The organism is Tsukamurella sp. 8F (assembly GCF_029167375.1).
Lineage (GTDB): Bacteria > Actinomycetota > Actinomycetes > Mycobacteriales > Mycobacteriaceae > Tsukamurella.
This window is the reverse complement of sequence record NZ_JARFTP010000001.1, coordinates 277215-295346: the sequence shown is the minus strand read 5'-3', so window position 1 is coordinate 295346 and position 18132 is coordinate 277215. Positions and strand designations below refer to the sequence as shown.

The 18132-nt window shown below is 69.5% G+C and carries 15 protein-coding genes; 7 read left to right on the top strand and 8 right to left on the bottom strand.

What is annotated here, in order from left to right; genetic code table 11:
• Positions 1–67 precede the first annotated feature (67 nt).
• Entirely contained in the window at positions 68–634 is a 567-nt protein-coding gene (locus P0W64_RS01455) for a TetR/AcrR family transcriptional regulator (RefSeq protein ID WP_275478279.1), read from the top strand.
• Between the two features lie 121 nt (positions 635–755).
• On the opposite strand, the gene P0W64_RS01450 is transcribed toward P0W64_RS01455, so the two are convergent.
• Complete coding sequence (locus P0W64_RS01450) at positions 756–1520, bottom strand: YdcF family protein (RefSeq protein WP_275478257.1); 765 nt, start codon at positions 1518–1520, stop codon at positions 756–758.
• A 301-nt stretch (positions 1521–1821) separates the two neighbouring features.
• On the opposite strand from P0W64_RS01450, the gene P0W64_RS01445 reads away from it, so the two are divergent.
• From P0W64_RS01445 to P0W64_RS01430, 4 genes are all read left to right on the top strand, one after another.
• On the top strand, positions 1822–3339 hold the full coding sequence (locus P0W64_RS01445) for a DUF3375 domain-containing protein (RefSeq protein ID WP_275478256.1): 1518 nt from the start codon (positions 1822–1824) through the stop codon (positions 3337–3339).
• On the top strand, positions 3336–4127 hold the full coding sequence (locus P0W64_RS01440; protein WP_275478255.1) for a DUF4194 domain-containing protein: 792 nt from the start codon (positions 3336–3338) through the stop codon (positions 4125–4127). The genes P0W64_RS01445 and P0W64_RS01440 overlap by 4 nt, the downstream gene beginning before the upstream one ends.
• A complete protein-coding gene (locus P0W64_RS01435; protein ID WP_275478254.1) occupies positions 4120–7503 on the top strand; it encodes an ATP-binding protein in 3384 nt (1127 codons plus the stop codon). The genes P0W64_RS01440 and P0W64_RS01435 overlap by 8 nt, the downstream gene beginning before the upstream one ends.
• Before the next feature lie 75 nt (positions 7504–7578).
• Positions 7579–8352 (top strand): PIG-L family deacetylase, encoded by a 774-nt coding sequence (locus P0W64_RS01430; RefSeq protein ID WP_275478253.1) that lies wholly within the window; start codon positions 7579–7581, stop codon positions 8350–8352.
• Here P0W64_RS01430 and P0W64_RS01425 read toward each other — a convergent pair.
• The 4 genes from P0W64_RS01425 to P0W64_RS01410 are packed head-to-tail and all read right to left on the bottom strand — an operon-like array spanning position 8349 to position 11876.
• Entirely contained in the window at positions 8349–9182 is an 834-nt protein-coding gene (locus P0W64_RS01425) for an alpha/beta hydrolase (protein ID WP_275478252.1), read from the bottom strand. The two genes, P0W64_RS01430 and P0W64_RS01425, sit on opposite strands and share 4 nt — an antisense overlap.
• 43 nt (positions 9183–9225) lie before the next feature.
• On the bottom strand, positions 9226–9972 hold the full coding sequence (locus P0W64_RS01420) for a maleylpyruvate isomerase family mycothiol-dependent enzyme (RefSeq protein ID WP_275478251.1): 747 nt from the start codon (positions 9970–9972) through the stop codon (positions 9226–9228).
• 2 nt (positions 9973–9974) lie between these two features.
• On the bottom strand, positions 9975–10793 hold the full coding sequence (locus P0W64_RS01415) for a fumarylacetoacetate hydrolase family protein (RefSeq protein WP_275478250.1): 819 nt from the start codon (positions 10791–10793) through the stop codon (positions 9975–9977).
• Between the two features lie 3 nt (positions 10794–10796).
• Complete coding sequence (locus tag P0W64_RS01410) at positions 10797–11876, bottom strand: cupin domain-containing protein (protein WP_275478249.1); 1080 nt, start codon at positions 11874–11876, stop codon at positions 10797–10799.
• Between the two features lie 153 nt (positions 11877–12029).
• Here P0W64_RS01410 and P0W64_RS01405 point away from each other — a divergent pair, with 153 nt between their 5' ends.
• A complete protein-coding gene (locus P0W64_RS01405) occupies positions 12030–13469 on the top strand; it encodes an aldehyde dehydrogenase family protein (protein WP_275478248.1) in 1440 nt (479 codons plus the stop codon).
• A 49-nt stretch (positions 13470–13518) separates the two neighbouring features.
• Entirely contained in the window at positions 13519–14313 is a 795-nt protein-coding gene (locus P0W64_RS01400; protein WP_275478247.1) for a helix-turn-helix domain-containing protein, read from the top strand.
• Positions 14314–14340: 27 nt separating this feature from the next.
• Here P0W64_RS01400 and P0W64_RS01395 read toward each other — a convergent pair whose 3' ends face one another.
• From P0W64_RS01395 to trpB, 3 genes are read right to left on the bottom strand one after another with little or no spacing between them, the layout of a single operon-like run.
• Entirely contained in the window at positions 14341–15972 is a 1632-nt protein-coding gene (locus P0W64_RS01395; protein ID WP_275478246.1) for an ABC-F family ATP-binding cassette domain-containing protein, read from the bottom strand.
• A 55-nt stretch (positions 15973–16027) separates the two neighbouring features.
• A complete protein-coding gene (gene trpA, locus P0W64_RS01390; RefSeq protein WP_275478245.1) occupies positions 16028–16807 on the bottom strand; it encodes a tryptophan synthase subunit alpha in 780 nt (259 codons plus the stop codon).
• A complete protein-coding gene (gene trpB, locus P0W64_RS01385; RefSeq protein WP_343232830.1) occupies positions 16804–18120 on the bottom strand; it encodes a tryptophan synthase subunit beta in 1317 nt (438 codons plus the stop codon). The genes trpA and trpB overlap by 4 nt, the downstream gene beginning before the upstream one ends.
• Positions 18121–18132 lie beyond the last annotated feature (12 nt).

Here is an 18132-nt window from a genome sequence, read left to right as displayed (position 1 = left end):
CCCCCCCCCCCCCCCCCCCCGAGGCGTATCCGGCACCACCGACCCATCGGCACCGAACGGAGGACTCGTGCCCAAGGTGAGTGAGGACCACCTCGCCGCGCGCCGACGTCAGATACTCGACGGCGCGCGAACCTGCTTCGCGGAGTTCGGTTACGACGGTGCAACCGTCCGCCGGCTCGAAGCCGCGACGGGCCTGTCCCGCGGCGCGATCTTCCACCACTACCGCGACAAGGACGCGCTGTTCCTAGCACTCGCGCACGAGGATGCCGAACGCATGGCCGACATCGCGGCGACGCAGGGTCTGGTGCAGGTCATGCGCGACATGCTCAGCCACCCCGAGCGCTTCGACTGGCTCGGCACCCGCCTGGAGATCGCGCGAAAGCTGAAGAACGACATCGAGTTCCGGGCCGCCTGGACCGAGCGCTCCGCGGAACTCACGGACGCCACACTGAGCCGCCTGGAGCGCCAGAAGGAACGCGGGAGGCTCCGCGAGGACGTGCCGACGCACGTCCTGTTGGGCTACCTCGATCTCGTGCTCGACGGGCTCGTGACCCGCCTGGCATCCGGGCGCGAGACCGCGGACCTGGAGTCGGTCCTCGACCTCGTCGAGGAGTCCGTGCGCCGCCGCGGTTGACGGTTCCGACGGTGTACGTGCACATCTCCACGCGGCGGGTGCGCACCTCCACACCGATTACTCGACGATTGTGTGGAGATGTGCGCCCGCCGTGTGGATCTGCGCACCCGCCGGCCGCGACTCAGAGTTTCGCGACCCCGCGGGCGTCGCGGTACACGGCCGCCACGCCGCTCGCGGACATCGGGGCGGATTGGATCTTGGCATCGGAGGCCACGACGGCCTGGAGGGTGACGCCTGCGCAGAGGAAGTCGGCCACCGAACGCCGCGTGTGATCGGCCGAGGTGACCAGCACCGCGCCGTTACCGAATCCGTTCTGCCGCATCAGCGCTGCGGAGTTGATCGCATTGGCCTGGGTCGAACCCGCGCGGTCCTCAGTGTAGATCCGCGTAGCGGGCACACCCTGCGTCACGAGCCACTCGCGCATAGCGGCCGCTTCGGTCTTGCCCGCCTTGGGATTGCCGCCGGTGACGATCACCGGGAACGACGGGTAGGCCTGCGCCAGAGCCAACCCCTTGGTCAGGCGCTCGGTCAGGATCGGCCGCATCGCGCCGTTGTTCTCGAGGCCGTAGCCCAGGATCACGATCGTGCTCCCGGCCGCGACGCCGCTCGGCACCTGGTCCGTGAGCGGGAACGTGAGCGCCTTGTTCACGTTGCTCATCAGCGCCACCACCTTCTGCTGCTCATCCACCGGCATCTGGTTGATCACCGCCTGCGCGCCGGCCGTGTCCCCCGCCGCCTGGCGCTCGAACGCCTGATTCGTCAGGGACGAGGCGGACGGTGCGGCGGCGACGGGATTCGCTACGAGGACGCCGACGACCCCGGAGACGAGTACCGCGCCGAGCGCCCGGTTGGCGAGCGCGAGACGCGTGATACCTACGAGATTCATGGGGAGATTGTTGCAGACACACCGCAGAGGTACCACAGGTAACAGAGAAACCTGTGGTAGATGGGTGACGCGTGATGTCACTATAGAACACAAAAGTCACATCTGCAACTTCAGCAACAAGAAAAGAGTCGGCCATGCCCCGATGAACGCGAGCCGTGCATTCCGCCGCCTTGGCAACACTAGTCACAACAGCCTCGTTGGTAACACGTGAAACATCGCCGCCGCCGGGCGCACCGCCGGAGCGTCGGCCCCGGCGGGCGGTCGATAGAATGAGCGGCCGCCGACCGATCGAAGGAGACGCATGGGGCGCAGCGCCGCCGAGTTGTACTCCGCGTTCCGCGACAACGCCGACAACGACGTCGCCCTCCGGCTCCTGCGCTCCCCCAACGCCGTCGCCTACCTGGCCGTGATGGGCGCGCGCCTCGCGACCGGCGCGGTCCCCGCCGACGAGCTCGCCGACGGTATGTCCGCCGACCTGCAGACGCTCGCGGAGCACTTCACTGCCCGCGCGCGGCCCGTGCCCGACGGGCAGGACGTCCTCGACGCGTGGGTCCGCGGTGGCTTCGTCTCCCGCACACTCGACGACGACGGCCGCGAGATCTGCCGCCTCACCCGCGGGGCGACCACCGCGTTGGGCCAGATCCAGGCCGTGACCGCGGACCGCAGCGTGGCCACCGAGACCGCGCTCGAGCTCGTCGCCGCGCGGCTGTCGGCCGTCGCTGTGAGCGTGAGCCCCGACCCCGGCGACCACCTGCGCGCGCTCGACGACCAGATCGCCGACCTCACACGCCGACGGGCGGCCCTCGAGAAGGGGCTCGTTCCCGACTACGACCGGGACCGCGTCATCGACGACCTCCGGATCGTCGCCACTCTGGCGGAGCGGATGCCCGCCGATATCCTGGGCTACGGGGAGAAGCTGCGCGAACACACCCGTAGCCTCCTCACGCAGGGCCTCGACGGCTCTGCCGGCGCATATGCGGAGCGACTGCAACGGCTGTTCGAGGGGCACGACGAGCTCGCGAACACGCCCGAGGGACGTGCGTTCGACGCCTTCTACACCCTGCTGTCCGACCACCGGTTGCGCAGACGGCTCGAGGAGGCGTCCGCCGCTGTGCTCGACGGCGTCGACGACCTGCCCGACGACCTGCGCGACGCTCTCACCGGCTTCCTGGACCGCATGTGGGAGCAGGTGCAGAGGGTCGACGAGATCCGGGGGCACGTGTATCGGCGCATCAACACATTCGTCAAGGGCGGCGATTTCCTGCAGTACCAGTCGCTGCGTGCGCGGATCGGCGAGGCGCAGCGCGCCGCGATCGACGCGTTCGAGCGGACCTCCCCCGGCCGTGACACCGGGCTCGCCGTGCCGATGTCATCGGTGGACACGTCGTCGGTTGGCGCTCTGGCGTTCCACGACGGCGTCGTCGAGCTACCGCCGGACGTCACCGCCACGAGCGGCGAGTTCTCCATCGACCCGGCGGCTCTAGTGGGCCTGGAGGCCATCGACTGGGATTCGATCACGGACGCCGTGAACAGCGCGGTGGCGAGCGCCACGGCGGTGCGGCACTGCGCGACTCTCGCGGACGTGCTGGCCGAGCTGCCGGACGCGCGGGCCGGCGACATCGTAGGGGTGTGGTCACTCGGCGAGCGGTACGGCACTGTCGACGGCACGCGCCCGACCACGGTCACCGCATCGACGTCCCGCGGCCCGCGCGAGATGAGGATCCCGTACCTGGAGTTCGCCGGTCCGCTGCCCGCGCTCACCCCCGCGCCCGACGACGGCCCCACCACCCTGTTCGACACCACCGGAGGCGACCAGTGACCGACGACACCGATACGGCGCACGGAGACGATACGCTCGCAGGGCTCGAGGATGCGGGCTCGATCTCGTCGAACGACTTCCGCTTCGAGGACTTCCGCGTCGACGGCGGCGACCTGCCCGGGCTCGCACGCCTCGGGGCAGCCGCCGACACGGCCCCGCGCTTCGATGGCGACACCTCCCAGCTGCCCACTCCCGTGTGCTACGCGCTGCAGGAGCTGATCGCCGCCCCCCATGTCTCGGCGAAGTCGAAGAACTGGCTCGTCATCGAGGCGCATGAGGAGATCCTGCGATCGCGGCTGTCCGAGCTGAACCTCGCGCTCGAGATCAACCACGACACCCGCCACGCCTTCACCCGGCAGATCAGCGGGAACGATTCCAGGCAACGGAATCTGCTTCGCGCGCAGAGCCTCTCGCTCGCGGCCTCGGTGCTCGCGCTGTTCCTGCGACTCGAGCACCTGTCCAGCCCGGACGAGACGTGCGTGGTCGAGAAGAGTGAGATGATCGACCACCTGGTGTCGTTCCGCCCGGCGCGCGACACCGACGAGGCCGGATTCCTCCGCAAGGCGGAGGCGGCGGTCAACCAGCTCGAATCGCGGAAGCTCATACGCCAGGTGGGCGCCACCGACCGTTACATGGTGCACGGCGTGATCGCCTCGCTGCTGACGCCCGAGCAGGTGGACACGTACACCGCCGCGTATCGCGACCTCGCGGGCGCCGACAAGGATCTGGGCGAGCCGGCCGCACCCGTCGCGGCAGCCGACGTCGACGAGGAGGCCGCTGATGAGTAGGACCCGGCACGTCGGACAGTTCCGGCTGGTGCGGCTGCAGGTGGTCAACTGGGGCACATTCGACGGCTACAAGGACTTCCCCATCGACGATCGCGGCGTGATCCTCACGGGCCCTTCGGGTTCCGGGAAGAGCTCGCTGATGGACGCCCACTCCGTGGTGCTTCTTCCCACGTACGATCAGGCGTTCAACGCCTCGGCAGACCTCACTGCCAAGGGCGCCCGCAAGGCTGCACGCTCGATGGCCGACTATGTGCGCGGTGCGTGGTCGGTCAACGACGACGAGCACAACCAGTCGAAGGTGCAGTACCTCCGCGGGGAGTCGGCGACATGGTCGGCCATTGCTGCGACCTACGACAACGGCGCGGGCGGCGCCACCACGGCCGTCGCGGTCAAATGGTTCCCGGGCTCCGGTACCGACGGCGCCTCCCTGCGCTCCTGGTACCTCCTGCGGCCCGGAAACGCCGATCTGATGGACCTCAGCGACTGGGCAGCATCGGGTTTCGACTCCCGATCATGGCGCGCCCGGCACCCGGAGACCGAGTCGTTCGATACGCAGGCCGCATACCAGGACGCACTGCGGCGGCGCGTGGGCATCGGTGAGTCGTCCGCCGCGCTGTCCCTGCTCGGCAAGGCCAAGGCGATGAAGAACGTCGGCGACCTCGACGCGTTCATCCGCACGTACATGCTCGACCGCCCCGGCACCTACGCGAAGGCCGAGCGCCTCGTCGAGAACTTCACACAGCTGGACGAGGCGTATCGCGCCGCGGCCCGCGCGGAGGCGCAGGAGAAGGTCCTACGCCCGGTGCCTGAGGCGTACGAGCGGTATCAGAGCGCACACGTGTCACACACGCGCGCGGGCGACCTGCTCGGCGGCACGCTGCGCGGTTACCTGCGCACACACCGGATCCGACTCCTGCAGGCAGAGATGGACCGCATCGAAGGCGAGCGAGCGGGCCTGGACGCGCGGATCGCGCGCTGGGAGAACACCGCCGAGCAACGCAAACATGCCTACGACTCGCTCGCCGACCAGCTCCGTAGCGCCAACGGGGACGTCGGCGCTCTCGAGACCGAGCTCGCCGGACTGGACCGCGACGCGGCAGGACGACTCCGCGCGTACGAGCGGTACGCCGCCACCGTGGAGCGCATCGGCGAGCGGGCGCCCGAATCCGAGGAGGAGTTCTTCGCACTTCGCGAGCAACTACCCGGTATCCGGGACCGTGCGGCACAGCGGCAGAGTGCACTCGCGGCCCGCGTACACCAGGCGTACTCTGCCGAGTCCGACGCTCGCCGGGACGTGGAAGCCGTGGACGCGGAACTCGCTACGTTGCATCGCCGTTCGTCACTGCTGCCGGCCATCGCACTCGACCAACGCGACGAGATCTGTCGCGCCACCGGGCTGCGCACCGACGAGCTGCCGTACGCCGCGGAACTCATCGACGTCCGCTCCGAGGACCAGGCGGTCTGGGGCGCGGCCGCCGAACGCGTGCTCCGCCCGTTGGCGATGACCCTCCTCGTGCCCGAGCGACGGGCGCGGGCCGTCGCCGAGTATGTGGACGCGCACCGCGTGCGGGGCGTCCTCACCTATCAGGTCTACACCCCGACCGACCGCGGAGCCGATCCCGAGCCCGGTTCCCTCGCAACGAAACTCGACGTCGATATCGGTCACCCCGCCGGTCCGTGGCTCACCGGCACCGTCGCCCGCACGGCACGCCACGCATGCGTCGCCGATGCCGCGGACCTGGACGACCACGAAATCGCCGTCACCCCGGGCGGTCTGGTGAAGAGCCCGGGTCGCCGTTTCCGGAAGGACGACCGCGCGTCGGTATCGGACCGCTCGCAGTGGGTGCTGGGCACCCGCACGGACACCAAGCGCGAGGCACTGGAGCGGCGTCGGGTGAGCCTGCAGGCCGTGCACGCCAAGGCCGAAGAGGCATCACGGGCGATACGTGACGAGCTCGCCGAGTACAAGGACGTCGCCGACGGGGCGAATCACGTACTGGGGTACTCGGCCTGGTCCGAGGTCGACCACTGGCTCGCGCGCGACGAAGCGGATGCGTTGCGGAACAGGATATCCGACCGTCGCTCCGGTGACAGTGACCTGGGCGAGCTCGAGCTGCGAGTCGACGACGCGTTCGCCGAGCTCGCAGAGGCCCAGAGCCGGATCGGTGCCCTCAACCAGTCGCTGAACCGTGCGGGCGACGACTTCGACGTACTGCTGGCCGAATTCGAGAAGGAGGGCGGCGACTCCGCGTCCGATCGCACCCCGGACGACGACCGCGAATTCCTCGACACCGCGCTGTGGTACCTCCTCGAAACGTCCGGAAAGCACCTGACGCTAGAAACCTTCGGAGAGATCCGGTCGGACCTGCGCGCGGAGCTGGAGCGCCAGCAGGCCGCGGCGACCGCGGAGCGCGACGCCGCCGAGCAGCGGATCGTCCGCGCGGGCGAGGCATTCCTGCGGGAGTGGCCCGACGCGGCGACCGAACTCACCGCCACGATCGAGGGGGCCGCGGATCTGGTCGCGGTCCATGAGAATCTGGTAGCGCACGGGCTCGCGTCCGCGACCGAACGCTTCCGGAGGCTCATCACCACCGACGTGTCGCACTCCGTCGCCAACCTGTACAAGGAGATCGAGGACACCCACCGGCACATCACTCGCGGCATCGCGGACGTGAACTCGGGGCTCGCGCGAGTCGAGTTCAACGAGGGCACCTACCTGCAGATCGCGTACGCCGCCCGCCCGGCGCCCGAGGCGAAGGACTTCGCGAAGCTCGTCGACGATATGGTCCGGGACGCGCCCGCGGCGAGGCGAGGCGAGGCGGCCGCCATGGCGGCCCAATTCAAGCGGATCCGAGGGCTGGTCATGCGTCTGACCGCCGACGACCTGGAGTCCCGGCGTTGGGCCGAGTCCGTGTTGGACGTGCGCACGGGCTACTCGTTCTATGGTCGGGAGAATGCCGCGGGCGCCTCCCCCGACGAACCCGCAGTGCATACGTACCGCAACACGGCGACGAACTCGGGCGGCGAGCAGGAGAAGCTGGTCGCCTTCTGTCTGGCGGCGGCCCTGAGCTTTTCGCTCGGTTCGCACGAGACGCTGCAACCGACGTTCGCACCGCTGATGCTCGACGAGGCGTTCAGCAAGTCGGACGAGCGCTTCTCCGCGCAGTCGCTGCGCGCTTTCGAACGCTTCGGTTTCCAGCTGATCATCGCGGCGCCGATCCGCATGGTCGGCATAGTCGAGCCCTTCATCGGCCAGGTGGTCCTGGTCGACAAGCGCATGGGGCCCGACGGTGCCCGCTCCGACGCTCGCATCGCGACCTTCGGCGAACTCGCGAGCCGAAGCGACAGGCACAGTGCAGCGTCCGCGGGCGACTGAGATCGGGGCGGAAACCGCGTTTCCAGCAGACGGCCACACCTCGGGCCGCGCCCGAAGGTCTGCTATACAGGGGCCATGGCCACGGTCGTCGCGCTGCACGCACACCCGGACGACGAGAGCCTCCTCACCGGCGGCACGCTCGCAAAGCTCGCCGCCGAGGGGCACCGCGTCGTTCTCGTCGTAGCCACCGACGGGATGATGCGCGGCGACGACGAGCCCGATCCGCGGCGGCGGCTCGACGAGTTGGATCGCGCGGCGGCGCGGTTGGATGTCGCGGACGTGCGTTGGCTGGGCTACGCGGACAGCGGACACGGTGCGGAGCTCTATGCCGATCCCGAGGGGCGCGTCCGGTTCGTGCGAGCGGGCGTCGACGAGCCCGCGGAGCGGCTGGCGGCCGTCGTCCGCGACGTCGGAGCAGACCTACTCATCGGCTACGACGCCGCAGGCGGCTACGGTCACCGGGATCATCTCGCGGTGCACGCCGTTGCACGGCGCACCGCCGAGCTCACGGGTGTCCGTCTCGTCGAGGCGACGGCGCCGCGCGAGATCGCGGTGCGAGTGCTGACCGTGACATCCCTCCTGCGCCTCACGCACGGCCATGACGTCCGCCGGGCCCGCACGTGGTTCACGCCGAGCCGAGACATAACGCATCGCATCGACGTGAGGCGACAGCTCCGCGCGAAGCAGCGCGCCGTTGCGGAGCACCATACCGAGGCCGCCAAGAGCGGCCGCACGGCCCGCCTACAGCGGCTGACCCTCCGTGTCCCCTCAGTGGTGCTCGCTCCGCTCTTCGGGACGGAGTTCTTCGTCGAACCGGGCCATCCCGGCCACGCGACGAGCCTGTTCTAGGTTCCCTCGAGGTGCGCGACGAGGTGCACGGTCAGCTGCTCTGCGGCCTCCTCGGGCACCCAGTGGGAGACATCCTCGAGCATCTCGAACCGGTAGGGCGCCTCGACCCAGTCGGCGGTAGCCAGTGCCGCAACCGAACCCAGTGCGACATCCTCCGTACTCCAGACGTAGAGCGTCGGAACGGTGATCCGTCCGATCCGTCCCTCGGGCCCACCCGCGCGGTACCAGTTCAACGCAGCCGTCAGTGCGCCCGGCTCGGACAGTCGCTGCACGTACTCGTCGACGTGCTCGCGCGGAACCCCGCCCTCGAAGATCCGGCGCAGCGCCCGCGCGCCGTCGGCGAGGAATGCGTTCTCGGTGGCCGGGGTCGCTCGCCAATCGCGCATATACTGCGACCGCCTGGCCTGGTCCTCGTCGGTGCGGAGCGCCTCGGCCAGTGCCCCGGGGTGCGGCGTCGACACCGCCGCCAGGCTGCGGACACGATGCGGGTGTATGTCCGCGGCCCACCACGCGACTGCACCGCCCCAGTCATGGCCGACGAGGTCGAACCGCTGCCAGCCCAGACGGTCCGCCATGGCGATCACATCCGCGACCAGCGTCTCGATCCGGTAGTCGCTGGGCGATTCGGGCCGCACCCCCGGTGAGTATCCGCGCTGGTCCGGCGCGACGACGCGGTAGCCGACGGCCGCCAGCCCGGCGAGCTGGTGCGACCATTCGAGTGCAGCCTCCGGGAATCCGTGTAGCAGCATGACCGGGCGGCCCCCCTCGGGCCCTGCGGCCATCGCGTCGAAGGAACCGGCCTCGGTCTCGATGCTGATGTAGTCCACCACCCGTCCAACCTACTAAAACGGACGCGCGGTGGGCGGGCGAAGGCTACAGCCACCGGGGCGGGTCCGGCGGCGCCTGCGGAGCTCGCAGACCGACCGCCCCGCGCCCGGTGGCCCAGCGACACACCGATGCGAGCGGCCCCTCGATCTCGACGGGGCGTCGCGCCACGGTCTGCGCCGGAACAGCTCCCGGGCCGTCGTCGATCGCGATCGGCTCGTATCCGTCCGGTCGGAACACCAGGCCCGCACCTTCGCCGCGGATCCGCCACGCGGTGGCGACGTCGTCGATCAGCGACGCCAGCACGACCTCCGGGAAGTCGCCGAACCTCCCGAAGCCGGCGAGGTCGACGGAGTGGATCCACACCTCTCGGCAGCGCAGCCAGATCGTCTCGGATGCAGGAACCGTCCGGCCCTGCGCGGTCCTGACCTCCGCCTGCCACGCGGAATCGGAGGCGCGGCGCCACTTCTCGTCGAGCCGGGCGACCGCGTGGTCGAACAGATTCCGCAGAGCGCCCGCCGACAGGGTCGCGCCCTCATCGATCTCCCGGGCGCGCTGGTCGACGGACTCGTACATGGGCGTCGGGGTGCCCGTGCTCGCCCAGTCCATCAGCCGCGCCAGCGCCAGCGCGTTGTAGCCGACATGCGCAACCAGGTGCCGTCGTCCCCAGCCCGGCAGAGCGGACCGCTCGTCCAGCTCCGCGTCACTCGTCTCCCCCAGCCGACGCGCGAAATACGAGGTGCCGCAGCGGACTAACGAGAGCTGATCGGCACGCGGCAGGTCTCGGAAGCCCACGGTCAGCGCACCACCGTCTTGTTCTTCACCGAGCCGATGCCTTCGATGGTCACCTCGACGGTCTCGCCGTCCTGGATGTGTCGCGCGGGCGTCCTGGCGTGCCCGACGCCTCCCGTCGTTCCTGTGATGACGACGTCGCCGGGCGCCAGGGTGACGATGTGGGAGATGTACTCCACCAACGCCTCCGGCCCGAATACCAGATCGTTGGTCACGGCATCCTGCATGAGCTCGCCGTCGAGAGTCGCGGTGATGCGCGTGTTCGGCGTGTAGTCGGTGACCAGGTGCGGCCCGAATCCGGCCGACTTCTCGAACGACTTCCCCTGGTCCCACTGCAGCGTGCGGTACTGGTAGTCACGCATGGTGTAGTCGTTGATCACCGTGTAGCCGGCGATGTGTGCGGCGGCATCCGACGCCTTCACCTGGTATGCAGGCTTGCCGATGATCACGGCGAGCTCGGCCTCCCAGTCCAGCTCACCGGCGGCGTACGAAGGGACCACTACATCGTCGTACGGACCGGTCAGCGCCTCACGGAACTTCGCGAACAGGGTCGGATATTCGGGGAGGTCGCGCCCCATCTCGCGGATGTGCGTCGCGTAGTTCAGGCCGACGCACACGATCTTGCCCGGGGTGGGGACGACGGGGGCGTAGTCGGCATCGTCGAGGTCCATGGTGTCACCGGAGGCGTTCGCCGCCAACGACTCCCAGTCAGGATCGGCGAGCAGCGTCGACAGGTCGGCGTAACCGGAGACGACGGTGGCGGTGGTGCCGTCGACGCGCACGGCTGCGGTGCCGCCGTCGATACGGAGTGTTGCTAGGCGCATGGTTCAGGCTCCTTCGGGGGTATGCGTACGTGCCAGGTGCAGGCGCTCCAGAATCGGGGCGTCGGAGAAGGCGAACAGGTCCAGCGGCTCGTCGGCCTCGAGCCACCAACGGACCCAGGAGGGCACGGCGATCAGATCGCCCTTCGCGACCGACCAGGCCACATCGCCGAGGTGGACCGTGCCACTGCCCTCGAACACCTGGAAGACATTGCTGCCGACATCGTGCCGCGGCCTGGTATGGGCACCCGGCCGCAGGCGGTGGAACTCCGCGCGGATCGTCGGCATGATGTCCCCGCCTGTGGTGGGGTTGGTGAATCGGACCGCCGCGTGCCCCGGGTCCGTGGTTGCGGGGTATCCCTCGTCCTCGAGCTGGAGCTGGGCCGCGAGCGCAGCGTCGGTGTGCTCCCACCGGTATGCGGCGATCGGCGAGTTGACCTTCGGTCCCTGCCCGACGAGGGGCCGCAGGCCGGGGTGCGCCCACAGACGTTCCGCTCGCGACACGTCAGGTGTCGAATCGTCGGTCACCCCATCGCATCCGAACTCGAAGAACCCCGCGTCTGTGTAGTGCACGAACGGGATGTCCAGGCCGTCGAGCCAGGCCATCGGATGGTCGGTCTCGTTATGGTGACCGTGGAAGTGCCACCCCGGCGTGAGGAGCAGGTCACCACGCCGCATCGCGACCGGATCGCCGTTGACAACCGTCCAGACACCCTCGCCCTCGACCACGAACCGGAAGGCGTTCTGACTGTGCCGATGCTCGGGCGCCACCTCTTTCGGGCCGAGGTACTGGACGGCGGCCCACAGCGTGGGGGTGACGTGTGGCGCCCCACCCAGTCCCGGGTTGGCCAAGGCGATCGCACGTCGCTCGCCGCCGCGACCGACGGGAACGAGGTCGCCCGCGCGAGCGGCGAGCGGGAACAACGACGACCACCGCCACACGTGCGAGACGGCCCGCGGAGTGGGTGCCGCCGGCATCAAGTCGCCGATCTGGGTCCACAACGGTGTCATGTGTCCGGCCGCGAAATCGGCGTAGAGGCGGTCGAGTTCGGGGTCGGGCTCCGGCAGGGGCTCGGTCGCGGTCATGGTCGCTCCTCAGACTGTCGACGATGGGCCGACCGTAGGGCGCTGCACCTGCCGTCCGGTCCGACATTCTGCCTAGCGGAATATGACGTGAGGCGTCGCTCCGGTCGGACCACACTTGGGCGAACACCGTCCGCGCAAGCAGAAGGACCCACCATGGCTCTCCCGACCTCCCGTAACCTGATCGACGGCACGCTCGTCGGCGATCCCGATCAGGAGTCCATCTCTCCAGGCGATGGCGCGGTACTGGGCTTGTTCGCCGCCGGCGGCGAACCGGAGGCGGCCGCGGCCATCGAAGCAGCGGCTCGCGCATTCGACAGCACGGAGTGGTCCCGTGACCGCCATCTCCGCCACCGAGTGCTCAACGCGGTCGCCGACCGTATCGAGGCGCGTACCGACGAACTCGCGCTCGCCCTAGCCCGGGAGAACGGAAAGATCCTGCGCGAGGCCCACTTCGAGCTATCGCTGACAGTGCCCAAGCTGAGGTACTACGCGGCCCTAGCGCTCACGGACGCCGGGCGCGCGATCGAGGTGTCGCCCGGCCTGCACATGCGCAGCGTCGCCGAGCCGGCGGGCGTCGCGGGCGTGATCGTCCCGTGGAACTCGCCCATCGTACTGGCCGTCCGGTCCTTCGCGCCTGCGCTCGCCGCGGGCTGCACAGTGGCGATGAAGATGCCCGCCCAAACCGGCATCGTGAACGGCATCTTGCACGAGATCCTGGCCGACACACCGGGTTTGCCCGCCGGCGTGATCAACTCGGTCACCGAGTCGGGTTCGGCACTCGCGCAGGCGCTGGTCTCCTCACCCGACGTCGAAGTGGTCAGCTACACGGGCAGCACCGCCGTCGGCCGCACGATAATGGCGAACGCGGCCCGGCATTTGAAGCGGCTCTCGCTCGAACTCGGCGGCAAGAGCCCGATGATCGTGTTCGACGACGCCGACCTCGAAGCGGTGGTCCCCACCCTCACGGCGGCGGTCACGACCTTCGCCGGGCAGTTCTGCATGACGGGGAGCCGCGTGCTCGCCCACTCCGCGATCGCCGGCGAGCTCCGCGAGCGCCTCGTGGCGTCCTTGGGGACCGTGCACCCCGCGCCGGGCGACGCGCTGGACAGCCCGATGGGCCCCATGATCGACGCCGCGACCGCGCGGCGGGTCGAGAAGGTCCTCGCGGACGCCGAAGCGGACACGACGGTGGAGGTACTACTGCGCGGCGGGCAGGTCGGCGGTCCCGACAGCGCCTTCGTCGCGCCAGCGCTGCTGGCCCCGAAGGAATCCTCACATCCGGTCGTCCAGGGTGAGATATTCGGTCCCGTAGCAACTTTCGAGGTGTTCGAAACCGAGGACGAGGCCGTCGAGCTCGCAAACGCCACCGACTACGGTCTCGCCGCATCCGTATGGTCGCGGGACATCGACCGACCCACTCGCGTCGCCCGCCGAATCAAGGCCGGCACCGTCTGGACCAACACGTGGGCGGTCGTCGCCGACGAGTTCGAGGAGGGCGGATTCAAGCAGAGCGGCGTCGGCCGCCTCAACGGCGTCGGCGCACTCGCCGAGTTCCAGGAGGTCAAGACCTACGTGCACAACGTGGGAGCGTGACCGTCATTCGTGCCCGAGCGGTCCTCACCCGATAGGTAGGTTCGAAGCCGTGCAGCGCTACTCCATCGTCAAGAAGCCCAGCTACGCGGTAGCGGTGGTCGACAACGCGCTTCGACTGCTGACGCTGCTGCGTCGCGAAAGCGACGGTCTGCGTGTGCAGGAGGCCGCGGAGTACCTGGGCGTTGCGCCGTCGACGGCACACCGCCTCCTCTCGACCCTCGTGTACCGCGGATTCGCGGAACAGGACGCGAGCCGGAGGTACGTCGCCGGAGCCGCCCTGCGCGGTGATCCCGAGGTGGTCGGGGTCGCCGGTCTGCCTGCGACGATCGCCGGACCGCTGGGCGACCTCGCCCACGCGACCGGCGAGACCGTGTCCCTGCTGCGGCGGGACGGAACCGGCGTCGAGTTCCTGGGATCGATCGAGTCGCGCCACCGGCTGCGTGTGGGCGAGCGGACCGGAACCCTCCTCCCCGCGCACCTGACATCGGGCGGCAAGGCCCTCCTGGCCGGCCTCGGCGACACACCCGTTCGCACCCTCTATACGAGCCAGGCCGCACGGCTGGCCGGAAGCCATCTCGCGGGGCAGGACCTGGACGCGCTGATCGCCGAACTGCGCCGCGTGCGCGAGGTCGGCTATGCCCTCAATCTCGGGCTGACCGAGCCGGGGATCTGCGCCATCGGGATGGCCGTTCCCGCGGCCGGTCAGCCCTCTAGGCATGCGGTGGCCGTGAGCGTGCCCTCGATCCGCGAGGCCGTCCTCACCGACCCCGAAACGACGTCCGCCCTCTGGGCCTGCTGCGCGGCCCTGCACGCGTCGATCACAGAGGCCGAGCTCCTACCCTGACCCGTGCCCGACTGTGCCGCGGACGTGTCAGGCCAGCTCGATGAGCTCCTGGTACTCGGCCGACCAGTGGTCCTCTGTGCCGTCCGGCAGCAGGATGACGCGCTCCGGGTCGAGCGCTTCCGCGGCGCCGGGGTCGTGTGTCACGAGCACGACAGCCCCCTCGTACGACCGCAGCGCGTCGAGCACCTGCTCACGACTGATCGGGTCGAGGTTGTTGGTCGGCTCGTCGAGCAGCAGCACGTTGGCGGCCGACGAGACCAGGCCCGCCAGCGCGAGGCGAGTCTTCTCGCCACCCGAGAGCGTGCCTGCCGGTTGCTCGAGCTGGGGCCCGGTGAACATGAATGCACCCAACAGGCCACGCAGGTCCTGCTCCCCCGCATCCGGTGACGCGTGGCGGATGTTGTCCCAGACGCTTGCAGCATCGTCGAGCGTGTCGTGCTCCTGCGCGAAGTAGCCGATCTTGAGCCCGCGGCCAGGCTCCAGCCCTCCGGCATCCGGCTGTTCCACTCCCGCAAGCAGTTTCAGCAGCGTGGTCTTGCCCGCACCGTTGAGTCCGAGCACCACGACGCGCGAGCCGCGGTCGATCGCGAAGTCGATGCCCGTGAAGATCTCCAGCGACCCGTACGTCTTGGTGAGCCCCTTGACCATGAGCGGGGTCTTACCCGACGGCGCGGGCGCCGGGAATTTGATCCGGGCCGTGCGGTCGGCGACGCGCACCTCGTCGGCCTCCTCGAGGAGACGTTCTGCGCGCCGAACCATCTGCTGCGCCGCCGCGGCCTTGGTGGCCTTCGCACCGAGCTTCGCGGCCTGTGCCTTGAGCGCCGAAGCCTTCTTCTCGGCGTTCGCGCGCTCGCGGCGGCGGCGCTGCTCGTCCGTGGCACGAGCATCGAGGTACTTCTTCCAGCCCATGTTGTAGACGTCGGCCTCGCCGCGCACGGCGTCGAGGAACCACACCCGGTTCACGACATCGGCCAGCAGCTCGACGTCGTGAGAGATCACGATGAGTCCGCCGTCGTGGTTCTGCAGGAAACCGCGCAGCCAACCGATGGAGTCGGCGTCGAGGTGGTTGGTCGGTTCGTCCAGCAGCAGCGTCGTGCCGGACTTTCCGCCCGAGCCGTCGGATGCGGCGAACAGGATACGAGCGAGCTCGACGCGGCGCCGCTGGCCGCCCGAGAGGGTGCGCAGTTCCTGCCCCAGGATCCGGTCGGGCAACCCCAGGCTGTGGCAGATCCTGGCGGCCTCGGACTCCGCGGTGTACCCGCCGAGCGACGAGAAGCGGTCCTCGAGATTGCCGTACTTCCGCACGGCGACGGCGAGCTCGGCGTCATCGACCAACTCGGCCATCCGGGCCTGCTGCTTCTCCATCTGCCGGAGGATGGCGTCCAGTCCGCGCGCCGAGAGCACCCGGTCCTTGGCCAGGACGTCGAGGTCGCCCTCCTTAGGATCCTGGGGGAGGTAACCGACTTCACCCGACGAGACGATCCTGCCCGCGTACGGTTCTCCCTCACCCGCGAGGATGCGCAGCGTCGTCGTCTTTCCGGCGCCGTTGCGCCCGACCAGACCGATCCGGTCGCCCGGCTGCACCCGGAGGGCGTCGCCGGGCGCGGTCAGCAGGGTGCGCACGCCGGCGCGCACCTCGAGGTCGGTCGCAGTAATCACGAGGAGCCAGTCTACAGGCGCGAACCAGCGGATTTCCCACGCCGCCGTGCGTCCTTCAGCGCTCGCGGACCCCCGCTGCCAGTTCGGAGGTCAGCTTCCGCACGTCGTCCAGCGACGTGCCGGCGGCGCTCACCAGTGCCGAGCCGACGATGACCGCGTCCGCGTAGGCCGCGATCTCCGCCGCCTGCTCGCGGCTGCGCACGCCGAGCCCCACCCCGACGGGGATGTTCGACACCGCACGTACGCGCTCGACGAGCTCGGGCGCGACGTTGTCGACGGTGTCGCGAGCACCGGTCACGCCCATCGTGGACGCCGCGTAGACGAAACCCGACGAGGCCTCGCACGTCATGGTGAGGCGCTCGGTGGTCGACGAGGGTGCCACCAGGAAGATCTTGTCGAGCCCTGACGCGTCGGCCGCCGGTATCCAGTCGCCCGCCTCCTCGGGGATGAGGTTCGGCGTGATGACACCCCGGCCGCCCGCCGCGGCCAGATCTCGCGCGAAACGCTCGACCCCGTACTGCAGCACGGGATTCCAGTACGTCATCACCACGGGCGCTCCGCCCGCCGCGGCCACGGCCTCGGCCATCGGGAACACGTCGGCGATCCGGACCCCTTGCCGCAAGGCTTGATCCGCCGCCCCCTGGATCACCGGGCCGTCCATCACGGGATCGCTGTAAGCGACCCCGATCTCGACGATGTCCGCACCCGACTCGACCATGGCGACGACGGCCTCGGTGCCCCCGGTCACCGTCGGATACCCGCAGGGCAGATACGTGACCAGCGCAGCACGGTCCGCCGCGCGACACTCGACGAAGACCGGTGCCAGAGCGCTCACTTCGCCTCCTCCTTGCGTGTGACGTGCGAGAGATCCGCACCGACGACCTTCTGCCCCACTACTTCTCCGTGCTCATCGAGCATGCCGAACCACCGGCCCGCGGTATCGACGTCCTTGTCGCCGCGGCCGGACAGGGAGACCACGACGATCGCATCGGGCCCGAGCTCCCTGCCGATCTCCAGCGCGCCGGCAACAGCGTGCGCCGATTCGATCGCCGGGATGATGCCCTCGGTCCGGCACAGCAGCGCGAACGCATCCATCGCCTGCGCATCCGTCACCGCCCGGTACTCCGCCCGGCCGCTGTCCTTGAGCGCCGAATGCTCCGGGCCGACGCCCGGATAGTCCAGGCCCGCCGAGATCGAGTGCGACTCCACGGTCTGCCCGTCCTCGTCCTGCAACAGGTAGGCGTACGAGCCCTGGAATGCGCCCGGGGTACCGCCGGTTATCGCGGACGCGTGCCGGCCGGTGTCCACACCGTCGCCGCCGGCCTCGCATCCGATCAGCCGCACGCCCTCGTCGGCGATGAACGGGTGGAAGATTCCGATCGCGTTGGATCCGCCACCCACGCATGCCACGACCGCGTCGGGCAGCCGACCGGTCAGTTCGAGTGTCTGCTGTCGCGCCTCGAGCCCGACGATGCGCTGTAGGTCCCGGACCATGAGCGGGAACGGGTGCGGCCCGGCCGCGGTACCGAAGCAGTAGTACGTGTCGTCCGCGTGGCTGACCCAATCGCGGAGCGCCTCGTTGATCGCGTCCTTGAGCGTCGCCGAACCCGAGGCAACGGCGATGACCTCGGCGCCCAACAGGCGCATCCGCGCGACGTTGAGCGCCTGGCGGTCGGTGTCGACCTTGCCCATGTAGATCACGCAGTCGATGCCCAGCAGCGCGCACGCGGTCGCGGTTGCGACTCCGTGCTGGCCGGCGCCCGTCTCCGCGATGACGCGGGTCTTGCCCATGCGCTGCGCGAGGAGCACCTGTCCCAGCACATTGTTGATCTTGTGCGACCCGGTGTGGTTGAGGTCCTCGCGCTTCAGGAGGATCTGCGCTCCGCCGGCGTGCTCGTTCAGGCGGACGCACGGGTACAGCGGCGACGGGCGCCCCGAGTACACCTTCTGCAGCCGGTCCAGCTCGTCCAGGAAACCGCGGTCGCTGCGTACCTTCTCGAACTCTGCGGTGACCTCCTCGATCACCGCCATCAGCGCCTCCGGCACGTGGCGCCCGCCGTACAGGCCCCAGTGCCCTCCCCCGTCGGGCTGGTGTCCGGTGGGTTCGGCGAGGCCGGTCGAAGCTGCTGGAAGAGTCACACCGCGGATTATCCTCCATCG